General features: G+C 72.3%; 13 protein-coding genes. 7 read left to right on the top strand and 6 right to left on the bottom strand.

Annotated elements, in window-relative coordinates:
• Positions 1-133 precede the first annotated feature (133 nt).
• Genes ettA through IE257_RS03615 form a run of 3 tightly spaced genes read left to right on the top strand, consistent with a single transcriptional unit; the run spans position 134 to position 2995 of the window.
• Complete coding sequence (gene ettA, locus IE257_RS03625) at positions 134-1798, top strand: energy-dependent translational throttle protein EttA (protein ID WP_189964479.1); 1665 nt, start codon at positions 134-136, stop codon at positions 1796-1798.
• A 10-nt stretch (positions 1799-1808) separates the two neighbouring features.
• Positions 1809-2276 carry an acyl-CoA thioesterase gene (locus IE257_RS03620; protein WP_189964477.1) on the top strand — a complete coding sequence of 156 codons (468 nt, stop codon included), beginning with the start codon at positions 1809-1811 and terminating at the stop codon, positions 2274-2276.
• Positions 2273-2995 carry a DUF8010 domain-containing protein gene (locus IE257_RS03615; RefSeq protein WP_189964475.1) on the top strand — a complete coding sequence of 241 codons (723 nt, stop codon included), beginning with the start codon at positions 2273-2275 and terminating at the stop codon, positions 2993-2995. Before IE257_RS03620 ends, IE257_RS03615 begins: the two co-directional genes overlap by 4 nt.
• Positions 2996-3062: 67 nt before the next feature.
• On the opposite strand, the gene IE257_RS03610 is transcribed toward IE257_RS03615, so the two are convergent.
• Complete coding sequence (locus IE257_RS03610; protein ID WP_189964473.1) at positions 3063-3467, bottom strand: globin; 405 nt, start codon at positions 3465-3467, stop codon at positions 3063-3065.
• A gap of 91 nt (positions 3468-3558) precedes the next feature.
• Between IE257_RS03610 and IE257_RS03605 the strand changes: the two genes are divergently transcribed.
• The 4 genes from IE257_RS03605 to IE257_RS03590 all read left to right on the top strand — a co-directional run bounded on the left by IE257_RS03605 (position 3559) and on the right by IE257_RS03590 (position 7515).
• A complete protein-coding gene (locus IE257_RS03605; protein ID WP_189964471.1) occupies positions 3559-4548 on the top strand; it encodes a methyltransferase domain-containing protein in 990 nt (329 codons plus the stop codon).
• Positions 4549-4681: 133 nt separating this feature from the next.
• Positions 4682-5305 (top strand): P-loop nucleotide/nucleoside kinase family protein, encoded by a 624-nt coding sequence (locus IE257_RS03600; RefSeq protein ID WP_229920081.1) that lies wholly within the window; start codon positions 4682-4684, stop codon positions 5303-5305.
• On the top strand, positions 5302-5961 hold the full coding sequence (locus tag IE257_RS03595) for a guanylate kinase (protein ID WP_189964469.1): 660 nt from the start codon (positions 5302-5304) through the stop codon (positions 5959-5961). Before IE257_RS03600 ends, IE257_RS03595 begins: the two co-directional genes overlap by 4 nt.
• Before the next feature lie 57 nt (positions 5962-6018).
• Positions 6019-7515 (top strand): hypothetical protein, encoded by a 1497-nt coding sequence (locus IE257_RS03590; RefSeq protein WP_189964467.1) that lies wholly within the window; start codon positions 6019-6021, stop codon positions 7513-7515.
• Positions 7516-7541: 26 nt separating this feature from the next.
• On the opposite strand, the gene IE257_RS03585 is transcribed toward IE257_RS03590, so the two are convergent.
• The 5 genes from IE257_RS03585 to IE257_RS03565 all read right to left on the bottom strand — a co-directional run bounded on the left by IE257_RS03585 (position 7542) and on the right by IE257_RS03565 (position 13128).
• Entirely contained in the window at positions 7542-8393 is an 852-nt protein-coding gene (locus IE257_RS03585) for a DUF1932 domain-containing protein (protein WP_189964465.1), read from the bottom strand.
• Between the two features lie 13 nt (positions 8394-8406).
• On the bottom strand, positions 8407-9057 hold the full coding sequence (locus IE257_RS03580; protein ID WP_189964463.1) for an HAD family hydrolase: 651 nt from the start codon (positions 9055-9057) through the stop codon (positions 8407-8409).
• A 97-nt stretch (positions 9058-9154) separates the two neighbouring features.
• A complete protein-coding gene (locus IE257_RS03575; protein ID WP_189964461.1) occupies positions 9155-10162 on the bottom strand; it encodes an FHA domain-containing protein in 1008 nt (335 codons plus the stop codon).
• Positions 10163-10206: 44 nt separating this feature from the next.
• Positions 10207-11532, bottom strand: coding sequence for a VWA domain-containing protein (locus tag IE257_RS03570; protein WP_189964459.1), 1326 nt, complete (start codon positions 11530-11532; stop codon positions 10207-10209).
• 60 nt (positions 11533-11592) lie between these two features.
• Positions 11593-13128 carry a PP2C family protein-serine/threonine phosphatase gene (locus IE257_RS03565; protein WP_189964457.1) on the bottom strand — a complete coding sequence of 512 codons (1536 nt, stop codon included), beginning with the start codon at positions 13126-13128 and terminating at the stop codon, positions 11593-11595.

The following is a 13128-nucleotide window of genomic DNA, read 5'->3' as shown; positions in this document are numbered from 1 at the left end:
CCGGCGGCCGCCTCCCCTTGCCGACCGGCGGCTCCCGGGGCACGGGGTCCTGACCTACCCATTCGCCCGAGGGTATGGACGTACGGCAAGATGGGGTGTATCTGCCCACCATCGATCTGCCGGACGGTTTCTCTTGGCTGAGTTCATCTACACCATGCGCAAGACGCGCAAGGCGCACGGCGACAAGGTGATTCTTGATGACGTCTCCTTGAACTTCCTGCCCGGCGCGAAGATCGGTGTGGTCGGCCCCAACGGCGCCGGTAAGTCCACCGTTCTGAAGATCATGGCGGGTCTGGAGCAGCCGTCCAACGGTGACGCCTTCCTGTCGCCCGGCTACACCGTCGGCATCCTCATGCAGGAGCCCAAGCTCGACGAGTCCAAGTCGGTCCTGGAGAACGTCCAGGACGGCGCCGCCGACGTCATGAAGAAGCTCAAGCGCTTCAACGAGGTCGCCGAGCTGATGGGCGTCGAGTACACCGACGCCCTCATGGACGAGATGGGCAAGCTCCAGGAGGACCTGGACCACGCCAACGCGTGGGACCTGGACGCCCAGCTGGAGCAGGCCATGGACGCCCTGGGCTGCCCGCCCGGCGACTGGCCGGTCACCACCCTCTCCGGTGGCGAGAAGCGCCGCGTGGCGCTCTGCAAGCTGCTCATCGAGGCCCCGGACCTGCTCCTCCTCGACGAGCCCACCAACCACCTCGACGCCGAGTCGGTGAACTGGCTGGAGCAGCACCTCTCCCAGTACAAGGGCGCCGTCGTGGCGGTCACCCACGACCGCTACTTCCTGAACAACGTCGCCGAGTGGATCCTCGAGCTCGACCGCGGCCGCGCGCACCCCTACGAGGGCAACTACTCCACCTACCTGGAGAAGAAGGCCACCCGCCTCAAGGTCGAGGGCCGCAAGGACGAGAAGCGCCAGAAGCGCCTCAAGGAAGAGCTGGAGTGGGTCCGCTCCAACGCCAAGGGCCGCCAGACCAAGTCCAAGGCCCGCCTCGCCCGCTACGAGGAGATGGCCGCCGAGGCGGACAAGATGCGGAAGCTTGACTTCGAGGAGATCCAGATCCCGCCGGGCCCGCGTCTGGGCTCGATCGTGGTCGAGGTCAACAACCTCTCGAAGGCGTTCGGCGACAAGGTCCTCATCGACGACCTGTCCTTCACGCTGCCGCGCAACGGCATCGTCGGCATCATCGGCCCGAACGGCGCCGGCAAGACCACGCTCTTCAAGATGATCCAGGGCCTGGAGGCGCCGGACTCCGGCTCCGTCAAGGTCGGCGAGACCGTCAAGATCAGCTACGTCGACCAGTCCCGCGCCAACATCGACCCCAAGAAGACCCTCTGGGCGGTCGTGTCGGACGAGCTGGACTACATCAACGTGGGCCAGGTCGAGATGCCGTCCCGCGCGTACGTCAGCGCCTTCGGCTTCAAGGGTCCGGACCAGCAGAAGCCGGCCGGCGTGCTGTCCGGTGGTGAGCGCAACCGCCTCAACCTGGCGCTGACCCTCAAGGAGGGCGGCAACCTGCTGCTCCTCGACGAGCCCACCAACGACCTCGACGTCGAGACCCTGTCCTCGCTCGAGAACGCGCTGCTGGAGTTCCCCGGTGCGGCCGTGGTCATCTCCCACGACCGCTGGTTCCTCGACCGAGTCGCCACGCACATCCTGGCGTACGAGGGCGAGTCCAAGTGGTACTGGTTCGAGGGCAACTTCGAGTCGTACGAGAAGAACAAGATCGAGCGGCTGGGCCCGGACGCGGCCCGTCCGCACCGTGCCACCTACAAGAAGCTCACCCGAGGCTGAGGTCGCCGTCATGGCCAGACACCACTACCGGTGCCCCTTGCGCTGGGCGGACATGGATGCCTTCGGGCACGTCAACAACGTCGTCTTCCTCCGCTACCTGGAGGAGGCGCGGATCGACTTCATGTTCCGCCTCGCGCCGGGGGAGGGCAGTGAGTCCTTCACGGGCGGGTCCGTCGTGGCCCGTCACGAGATCGACTACAAGCTGCCCCTCGTGCACCGCCACGAGCCGGTCCTCATCGAGTCCTGGGTGACCCGGATAGGCGCCGCGTCCCTGACCATCCGCTACGAGGTCAAGGACGAGGCGACCGAGGACGCGCCCGAGACGGTCTACGTGCGCGCCGAGACCGTGGTCGTGCCCTACAACCTCGCCGCCGGGCGGCCCCGCCGCATCACGGCCGAGGAGAGGCGCTTCCTCCAGGAGTACCTCGACGAGCCCGAGCCCGTGTCCTCGTCCGCGACCGGGTCCCTCGCGGCATGAACGACCGGTTGCGCTTCGCCGATTCCGGGGAGGCGGCGGACCTCGCCGCCTTCCTGGGCCGGCTGGTGCACTACGACCGCGCCGCCGCCGTCCGCCTCCAGGCGGGTGGCGGCGCGCTCGCCGTCTTCGGGCGGCCGCCGTCCTTCGACATCCTCGCCGTCCGTACGGTGCGGCTCGCCGCGCCCGTCGCGACGCCGCTGGACCTGACGGTGTCCGCCGGGGAGCTGCTGGAGTCCGTGGACGAGTCCTCGGCCGAGGCCGCCGTGCCCGGGCCGGTCACCGGACCGCCCTGGGCCGGGGTTCTCCCGCCCCGCGGCGGCTGGCGGCAGATTCCGGGGCTGCCCGGACCCGAGGCGATGGGAGCGGCCGTGGCCGCCGCCGTCGCCGAGTTCCGGGCCCGTGACGAGGCCCTGCCCGTGCAGCACCGGACCCGCTCCGAGCGCGACCGCATCGGCCGCGAGATCTGGTCCCGCACGCTCGGCGACACCGAGCTCCCGCTGCGGGCCGTGCACGCCGCGCAGTCCCTGGGCTTCCTGCGGCCGGTACGGGCGTCCGTGTCCGCACCTGCCCCCGCACCCGGTGCACCCGGCGCCCCCGCCCCCGTGGCGCTGCTCGCCGTCGGGACCTGGCTCCGGCTGCGCACCCCGTACGGCTCCGTCGCCATGCGACGCCCCGGCGTCACCGGCGGCCTGGGTGCATTCCAGGTCCGGCCGGTCTGACCGGACGGACCGCCCCCGCCCCGCTCCGCCCCCGAAAAGCCTGCTGTCCCGCTGTCCTGCTGTCCCGCTATCCCGCCGTATTGATCATCGATGCGGCGGCGTACGTCAGGTACTTCCACAGCTGGGCCTCATGCTCCGGCGCCAGGCCCAGCTCGTCCAGCGCGACCCGCATGTGGCTCAGCCACGCGTCGTGGGCGGCCGCGTCCACCTGGAACGGCGCGTGCCGCATGCGCAGGCGCGGGTGGCCGCGGTGCTGGCTGTACGTGGTCGGACCGCCCCAGTACTGCATCAGGAACAGCGCGAACCGCTCCTCGGCGGGGCCCAGGTCCTCCTCCGGGTACATCGGGCGCAGCAGCGGGTCCTCCGCCACCCCCTGGTAGAAGCGCCGGACGAGGCGGCGGAAGGTCTCCTCGCCGCCCACCTGCTCGTAGAACGTCTGCTCCTGAACTGCGCCCCGCGGAATCTCATTCACCCGACCATCGTCTCAGACGCCCGGAACCAGGACCCCGGTCCCAGGACCGCTCGCACTCGCACGCTGCGCCCCGGCGCAGGACAGTGGAGGCATGGCCGCACACACCGCACGCATCGAGGCCCGGGACCTGCGGGACACCGCGCACGCCGCCCAGGTGCGGGAGCTGACCGCCGCCGGGGTGCTGGAGGACCCGCGCTGGCGGGCGGCGTTCGCCGCCGTGCCGCGGCACGTGTTCGTCCCGTACTTCTGGACCGGCCGCGGCGCCGGTCACGAGCGGCTGTGGGCCGAGGACCCCGACCCCGAACGCCGGGCCCGCTGGCTGCGCGGGGTCTACGTCGACACCCCCCTGGCGACCCGGCTGCGCGACGGGCGGCTGGTCTCCTCCAGCAGCCAGCCCTCCCTGATGGCGAAGATGCTGGCCGCCCTGGAGGTGCGCGACGGCGACGACGTACTGGAGATCGGCGCGGGCACCGGCTACAACGCGGCCCTGCTGTGCCACCGGCTCGGCGACGAGCACGTCACCACCGTCGACCTGGACGAGGAGATCACCGAGTCCGCGCGGTCGCACCTGGCCGAACTCGGCTACCACCCCGCGGTGATCACCGGCGACGGAGCGCGCGGCTGCCCCGCCCGGGCCCCGTTCGACCGGATCATGGTGACCTGCACCCTGCCGCTGATCCCGCACACCTGGCCGGCCCAGTGCCGCCCGGGGGCCCGGATCCTGGCCCCGCTGTCGACCGGCCTGATCGCACTGACCGTCCGGGACGCCGATTTCGCCGAGGGCAACTTCCTTCACACCCCGGCGTACTTCGTCCCGCTGCGCGGCGCCACGGCCCTGCCGCCGCCCGACCCGGCCGGCGTGGAGTACGGCCTCCCGTACGAGCTGGTGGAGAACGAGCGCTTCCAGTTCATGCTGGTACTGACCGCGGGCGTACTGCACCCCCGCGAGGCCCTGGACCTCTGGCGCCGCGAGGACCGCCCGGCCCGCGAACGCTTCGGCGTCTCGGTCAGCGCGGAGGGCCAGTGGTCCTGGCTGGACGACCCCCAGGGGCCCTACGTATGGCCCCTGGGGGAGACGTGACTCAGCCGCGGGGCAGCCGGCGCCCGGTGTCGGGTGCGCCTGTCCACGACCATCGAACTCCGGCGCGATGTTGATCAGTTGGCGCTAGAGTGCCGAGGATGGAACGCTCACGTCACGCCCCGGGGGAGCATCGTTGAGTATCGGTTCGGAGGCCTACGAGCACGGGCTCGCGCTCGTCCTCGTCGCCGGATATGCCGGATCCGGCAAATCCGAGGCAGGGAAGATGATGTCGCAGGCGACGGGTTGGCCGCTGTTGGACAAGGACACACTGACGAGGCCGCTCACGGAGTCGCTGCTCTCCCACCTCAACGGGGACCCCGATGACCGGCAGAGCAGCGTCTACGCCGAGAACGTGCGCCCGTTGGAGTACGAGTCCCTGATGAAGGCGTGCTGGGAGAACCTCGAGTGCGGGGTGCCGGTGGTGGCCGTGGCGCCCTTCCTTGCCGAGGTCGTCGACGACCAGTGGGCCGCCCGGACACGTCGCCACTGCTCGCGCCTGGGCGCCGGGCTGGAGGTGGTGTGGGTGGACAGCGACGCATCGTCGATGCGTGAAAGGCTCACCTCGCGCAACGCGGCACGGGACACGTGGAAGCTCGCGAACTGGCGGCAGTACGTCGGCTCGATCTCCCTGGAGCGGCGTCCGGTCGGGGAGTTCCACCTCGTCGACAACCGGATCACCGCGATGACGCCGCTCGCCGAGCAGGTGGAATCAGTGGCCATGGTCCTGTCCCGTCGGTACAGCGAGGGGCAGGCGTGAACGTGAACACGAAGGTGAACGCGCAGCATGACGGGAGCCCCGCAGGGGTCGTCCTCTTCGGCCCCCCGACGGCGGGCAAGGACACCATCAGCGCCGCGCTGACCGGCCTGGACGCGCGATACGGCCAGCTGACCAAGATCAAGGTGGGATCCGGGCGTACCACCGGCTATCGCATGGCCGACGGCGAGGAGCTGGCCGCCCTGCGCGCCGCCGACCGCCTGGTGCTGGAGACCCGAAGGTACGGCAACACGTACGCCATCGACCGTGATGACCTGGACGCCATGACCGGTGCCGGTCGCATCCCCCTCGTGCACATCGGCAGCGTCGAGCACCTGCGGAGCTTCACAGGCGCCGTCCGGGAGCCGTGGCTGTGCGTGCTCCTGTGGGTGCCCCGTGGCGTGTGCGAACAGCGGTCCCGAGGGAGAGGTGACCGGGACACCGAGGACCGGCTCGCCGCCTGGGACGAGGCGCGGGCCGACCTGGGCACGGTGCCCGACGGTGAGGAGCCGTTCGATCTCCTGATGCGCACCGACCGCACCGACCCGGCCGGGGCCGCCGAGATCATTGCCCGGGCCCACGCGCACCACCACGTGGAGCGGCACCGGGGCACGAGCCTGGCCGCTTTCCTCGGAGAGGCCGCGACCGCCGAACGGTGAGATCGCGGGTACGACGTCGCGCGGCGGTCCGTACATCACGGTGGGGAGGGAACAAACATGGCGACGATCAGCACGCTCGACGCGCTGGCACGTGCGGCGGACCTGGACGCGTCTACGGGCCGGGAACGGGACCTGACGATCAGGCAGAGGGACATCGACGAACCGCTGGTGCTGGATTCGCTCACCGCAGGCAGGCTGGCCCTCCATCGGGTGAACGTGGCAGGGGCCGTCACCCTGCGCTCGTGCGTCATCGAGGAGCTGGTCGTCGACCACTGCGCCGCCGATGCCCTGCTGGTGAGCAACTCCCGGATCGGGCGGCTTGTCGTCCGCAACACGCCTCGTAACACCGAGGTCGATGTGAGCGAGACGGCCCTGGAAGCCCTGGACGTCCACTCGTGCGGGCCGACGCGCTTCGAGGGGGTGCGGGTGTCCGACTCCGTGCAGATCTCGGCGATGCGCGGGCCGGTCCAGCTCAGACGACTGAGGGCGGCCACGCTGGCCCTGCGCAGCCAGGCCGCCGTGGGGCGGCAGCGTCGGCCTCAGGTGTCCCTGGAGAATGTGCACGTCACCGAAACCATCACCCTCGACGACCTGTGGTTGGCATCCCTCACCCTCGACGAGGTCGACGTCGCCGCTCTGCTCCTGCGACGGGTCCGCGTGGACGAACCCTTCCGCGGTACGGGGGTGCGGTGCCGGGACGGCCTGCGCATCAACGGCATGGTGGTGCCCGCTGAGGCCAGCGCGCTGCTCGACAGCGAGGTCCGGGGCCCGGTGGTGGTCCGCGGCCTGCGCCATGCGCAGACCGTGCCCGCACAGCGCCGGCAGGCTGCGCCGGACACTACGACCGTCACCGGCGCCGCCGCGGAGCTGATCTTCCGCTCATCCAGCATTTCCAGCCTCGCCGCGAGCGCGGACGAGGTGTCTCCGGTGGTGGTGGAGCTCGCGGACACCTCGGTCCGGGCGCTCGCGGTGCCCATCGGCCCGGCCCGGTACCGGCTGGCGGGGACGAGCAGTGTCCAGGAGGTGGACCTCGGCGATGCGGTCTTCCGGAACGACGAGCACGTCACCGGTTTCCTGGAACGGGTGTTCACCCGGGTGAGCCCCGGGGCCCTGGAGGCCGTGCGTTCCACACTGACCGGGCGCCGACGCATGTCGGAGGGTGATCAGCTGTACTACTTCACCCGGCAGCGGGAGGCGGCCGAGGGGCCCCTGCTCAGGCGTCTCGCGGGCCGGGCTCTGCTCGGCGGCGTCCTCGGGTGGGGTGTGAGAGCGCGGAACCCGGCGCGGACCCTGGGAGGGGCCATGCTGTTCACGGCCGTCGCCCTGCACCTCTCCGGTGCCGCTCGGGACCCCCAGGACGGTGGTCTCCTCGACCTGGTGGCCGCCGGGAGGGCGCTCGTCCTGGCCTGCGCCCTGTGGTTGAACGTCGGTGTGGGTGCACCCTCTGAGCTGAAGACGCACGCCTGGACTGCGCTCGCCGTGGGCTGCACCGGTGGCGGCCTGCTGTTCACGACCCTGACCGTGGGCATCGTGATCCGGAAGCTGGTGCGCTGACAGCACCTCCGTGAGGTCGGGCCCCGTCAGCCGTGGCCCGGATCGCCGCGCAGCAGCTCCAGGGCTTCCTCGACGGTGAGGGCGGCGTCGCGCGCGGTGTCCCAGCGGTCGAGCGTCGAGACGACCGCCAGCATCAGCTCATCGGGGAGGCCCGCGTCGCTGAGCAGCTCGGCCGCGTCGGTGAGCTCGGGACCCCAACGCCAGGCGCGGGCAGCAGTTTTGGGGATATAGCCGGTCTCGGTCAGGTAGCTGCCCGTCCGCTTCGCCGCGATGGCCAGGAGCTCATCACCGACACCGTGCGCCTGCGCGGCTCCGTAGGCCAACGCGGCCAGGACGCGTGACGCCTTCTGGTAGCTGGAATACGAGAGTTTGAGGGCGGACGACGCTCCCACCTCGGTGCCCAGGTCGTGCGTACGGATGTCGGTACCGGCGAAGAGCTGCTCGATCTTGCCCATAGGGCGGCGCTCCCCGGAGAGGTAGAGCGTCGGGTTCTTGCCGCCGACGGGCGGCGAGCCGACCACAGCCGCGTCGATGGTCTCCGCGCAGGGCAGGAGGGCGGCGATGCTTCTCACGCGGCTCGGGGAGATCGCGTTCGCCTCGACGTACGTGCGCCCCGCGAAGCCGTGAGCGGCGACCTGTGCGGCGAGCTCCTCGGCTGCGGCAGGAGGGCAGAGGGACAGGACCACGTCTGCGCGGTCCAGGAGGCCGGAGAAGGCAGTGGGCTCCAGGCCGGCCTGCTCCGCACGCCTTCGCGTGGCGTCGCTTCGGCCGTCGGGGCACCACAGGACGGTGACTCCCCGAGCGCGCAGTTGTGCGCCGAAGGCCGCCCCCATGCTGCCCGGGTGCAGCAGTCCGACCGTGGTGGCAGGTTCCCTCATCGGTGCGTCCCTTTCAGGCGGTGTGTTCCAGGAGCAGACGGATGGCCGACAGCGCGGTGGGAGCCGTCCGGTCAGGAGCGGCCAGATCCCCCGGCCAGCGGTCGGGGGCGCCGATCCACAGAGTGGCGAGCCCGGCGGAGCGCCCGCCCGCGATGTCCTTGACGGGGTCGTCGCCCACCATCCAGCCACCGTCATGCGGAGCCGCGCCGCAGAGCTCCACAGCGGTGGCGAACAGCCGGGGGTCGGGTTTGCGGAGTCCCAGATCCGCCGAGACGCACACGGCGTGGACCCGGTGCGCGATGCCCGTGGCCTCCAGCTTGGCCCGCTGGATGTCGGCGGAACCGTTCGTTGCGATACCGATCCGCCAGCCGTGCCTCGTCAGGTCGTCCAGCCCGTCCAGCACGTCGGCCGGGCACACGGAGGAGGCCGCCATGTCCGCCAGGTACTCCCGCCACAGTGCCTGGGCCGAGGCGGACAGGCCGTGGCGCTCGCGGATCGCCGAGAAGTCCGCGACGCAGGCACGGTCGTCCAGCCGGACGAGGAGCGCGTCCCGCTCGTCCGGCGTGAGGCCATGGCGGGAGGCGAAGCGCGTAAGCGTCGCTTCGAGCGCGTGACGGCGGTCGATGAGCGTGTCGTCGAGGTCGAAAAGAGCGAGGCGCTGCACCCGCGCAGACTAGTACGCACATCCGCGCGGTCCGCCGGGCGGGGACCGCCGGGTCCCGGTGCAGGGGCCCGGCGGTCGTGGATCCGTGGGAGCCGGATCAGCCGCGGCGGATCGTGATCGTGGTCCAGGCGCCCACGTGGACGCGGTCGCCGTCGGCGAGGGGGACCGGGACGTAGGGCTGGATCGGGTCCTCGCCGCCGTTGATCGTGGTGCCGTTGGTGGAGTTCTGGTCCACCACCGCCCAGCTGAGGTCCGGCTGCTGGACCAGGACCGCGTGCTGGTGGGAGACGCCCGGGTCCTCCGGGGGCACCGACAGGTCGATGTCGGGGGACTCGCCCGTGGAGGCGCGGCGGCGGCCGATGGTGATCTGGCCGCCGGACAGCGGGAGATGCTGCTCCGGGGAGTAGGCGGGCAGGTTGAGCCCGGCCGCCTCGGGGCCGCTGCGGTGCATCATCGCCATGAAGTACGAGCGGTCGGGGCCGATCGTCGCGTTCCAGGCGCCGCCCTGGGGCGGGAAGGGCTGGTGCTGCTGGTACTGCTGCTGGGGCGGCGGGCCCTGCTGCTGGTACTCCTGCTGGTACTCCCGCTGCTGGGGCGGCGGCGGGGGCTGCTGCTGGTACTGGGGCTGCGGGGGCTGCTGGTACTCCCGCTGCGGCTCGTGCGCCGGCGGCGGCAGCAGCCAGTCGTCCTCGCGCTGGAGCGGCTCGGCCGGCCGGTTGACCCGGGACGGCCGCGAGCCCTGGTACTCGAAGTGGTCCTGGGAGTAGCTCCCGGGAGCCGGGACGGGCGGCGGGGGCGTACCGCGACCGCCCGCACCCGTCGGCTGGGGTCCCGGGTCCGGGGCCTGGGCCGGCGGCGTGTACGAAGTAGAGGTGCGGGTCAGGAAGTTGTACCGGCACTCCTCGCAGAACGGGGCCATGGCCTCGCGCGGGGTCCGGCACTGCGGGCAGAGCTCGGCCTGGGCGGTGGGTTCACCGGCGGTCGGGGGGAAGCCGTAGCCGTAGGAGGGCACCGGGGGCGGGCCCTCCGAGGCAGCCATGCGGTGGCCGCAGACCTCGCACCAGTCGTCGGAGGCGGACTGGTGCCCGTTCGGGCAGGTCGGCATGGCGGCGCTTCCCCCTTCTTCTCCCTGCGTCATCACGTCAGGTCTCAGGTCTTCTTCACTCGGACGGTCTGCGTCGAACGCGTGTCGAGAGTCATCTCGTCGGCATCGGCGACCTTCGCTTTCAGCCGCACAGTACCCGCCACCGCGTCCACCACATCCACCACCTTGGACAGGAGTCGTGCTGTGTCGGCGTTCCCGGAGGAACTCGCCAGTTGTACCGCACGTCCCAGCTTGGCCGTGGCGCCACCGACATCACCCATTTTGCGGGCTTCGAGGCCCTGCTGGATAGCCTCCGCCAGCTCCGCCTGCCCCGTGTAGTGGGCGACCTGCGCGTTGATGGCGGTGGACGCCGCGAGATCGTCCGTCCACACCGCGCGCACCAGGCCCTGGGCCAGCACGGTCGCCGGCTCGCCCGCCGCTCCCGGCAGGACCAGGGTGGTGCGGGCCGCGAGCATCTCCTGGCCCACCGTGGCCGTCGGGACGCGGACGCACACGTGGTACTCGCGGGACTCGTCGCCCCACGACCCGGTCGGGTAGTCGCCGGCGCGCGGGCCCGCCTCGGTGCGGCGGTCGGTCAGGTCCAGGAGGGAGGGTGCCACCTGCTTGACGTACTGGATCTCCACGCCGACCGGGGTCCACAGGCGCAGTGCGACGTCCGCGACCTCCTTGCCCATGACGTTTTCCATCATGCGCGTGAAGTCCTCGGCCAGGTGGGCCGGGTCGGCCACGATGTCGGCGGAGCCGAGCAGCGCGTGCGCGATCCCGGTGACCTCCTTGACGTCCCAGTCGGTGCCCACGCCGCGGGCGTCGCAGGTGAAACGGCCCGCGCAGGCGTCGAGGGTGGCGCGGAGCACGGCCGGCTCCTCGTGCTCGTTGCGGCCGTCGGTGAGCAGGATGCCGTGCCGGATGGCGGCGCTGGAGCCGCGCAGCAGGCCGTCGGCGAGCCGCAGCCAGGTGCCGATGGCGGTGCCGCCGCCGGAGCTCAGCCCGCGCAGGGCCTCCTTGGCCCGGTCGCGGGTGGTCGCGTCCGCCACGGCGAGGCGGCCCTGGCCGGGGTAGACCTCCTTGGCCACGTGCGTACCGGCGATCACGGCGAAGGCGGTGCCGTCGCGCAGGGTGTCGATGGCGGCCGCGGTGGCCTCGCGGGCGCCGCGCATCTTCTCCGGCGGGTACTCCATGGACCCCGAGCAGTCGACCATGAGCACCACGGCCGCCGTGCCGTCGGCGACCGCCGTGCGGGTGGCGGCGGCACCACCGGTGGCGGTGACCGTGACGATGGCGTGGACGTCCCGTCCGCCCTCGGGAAGGAACTCGTTCTGATACACCTCCACGCTGAAGCGCGGGGCGTTCGGCTTGGCGAAATTCGCCATCGGTTGGACTCCTAGGGGGCTCGGGCAGGTGGGTCAGACCTGCGGGCGCGCTTCCACTTCCTATTCCGGTCCTGCCGCCGGGCCCGGCTCCGCATCCGGTCCCGGTTCCTGCTCGGGTTGCGTGGCGAACGGCACGATCGCCACGGTGACGTTGTCGTGGCCGCCGCCGTCGAGGGCGTGGCCCACCAGCACCTGGGCGCTGTGCAGCGGGCGGGTCGCGGCGTCGGCGGGCAGCACCTGGGCCATCTCCCGTGCGGATTCCGCGTAGTTCCACAGTCCGTCGGTGCAGACCACCACCACCCCGGGGTGGTCCGGCTTGAAGGTCGCGGTGTGCGGGTCGAGGTCGTACGCGTCGGCCCCCAGCCAGCCGGTGATGGCGTGCGCGCGGACGTCCGCGTAGGCCTCGGCCTCGCCCATCAGACCGGCGGCGACCATCTGGGCGGCCCAGGAGTCGTCCTCGGTGAGCCGGCGGGGCAGGGCGGCGCGGTCGTCGGGGACCCAGTAGGCGCGGCTGTCGCCCACCCAGCCGATGGTCAGCAGGCCGCCGCTGACGACGGCGCCGACCAGGGTGCAGGCGGGGGCGTTCTGCGCGCCCGGGGTCTCCGGGGCCAGCGCGTTCACCGCGGCGGCGGCGGCCAGGATCGCCTCGTGCATGGCCTCCTGGGGGTGGGCGCCGCGGGGGAGTGCTTCGAGCAGCGCCTCGTTGGCGGCGCCGGCCGCGGCGGCCGAGGCCTCGTCGGGGCGGCTGGCGGAGGAGACGCCGTCGCAGACGATGGCCACGGTGGCGGCGGAGCCGTCGGGCAGGGCGGTGGCCGCCACGGCGAACGAGTCCTCGTTGCGGTGGTGGCGCAGGCCCCGGTCGCTGACGGCGGCGACGCTGCCGAGCTCCTCCTCCAGGTGGTCGCGCTCGCGGGGCTGCGCGTGCCCGCAGTGCTCGCAGTACCCGTCGGTGTCGACGTGGCCGGCCCGGCAGGCGACACAGGTCCTGCCGCCGGCCGCTCCGCCGGGCTGGGGCGGATTCTCGTACGGGGCTTCGCCCGGGCCCCAAGGGGTTCCCTCCGCAGGCGTGCCGGGGTTGCCCTCGGGCCGGTCGTGGCGGGGCTCGGGGCCGTCCGCGGAGGCCGCGGGGGCCGCAGGGGCGTACGGGGCTTCGGTTGGGCCCCACGGGGTGCCCTCCGGCGGGGTGCCGGTGCCGTACGGGTTCCCGTGGTCGGAGGACGCGTAGGTGGCTCCGGCCGGCCCCTGCCGCTGCTCCGGCTCGGGTTCCGGATCCGGTTCCGCCGGGGTGGCGGCCCAGGCGGCCGGGTCGTCCACCAGAGTCGGCGCGGCCGAGGCGGCGCTGCCCCAGCCGGGCGCGGGCTCGGCGGCGGCGCGCGGGACGCCGGGAGCCGGGGTCCCGTAACCGCCCGCGGCGCCGGCCGGCGCCGGCGGGGCGGCCGGAGCCGGTGGCGCCGGTGGGATGGGGACGGTGGGGTTGTCCGCGGCGGCGGCCGGGGGAGGAGCGCTCACGGCATGGCCGCAGACGCCGCAGAAGCGGTCACCCTCCTCCAGGGGTTCCGCGCAGCTGGGGCAGCCCGACAGCCGATGCATCGACAT

Source organism: Streptomyces avidinii (genome assembly GCF_014650695.1).
In the GTDB taxonomy this organism is placed as follows: Bacteria; Actinomycetota; Actinomycetes; order Streptomycetales; family Streptomycetaceae; genus Streptomyces; species Streptomyces avidinii.
Note: the sequence above shows the minus strand (reverse complement) of the source record. Positions and strands in the feature narration are given on the sequence as shown.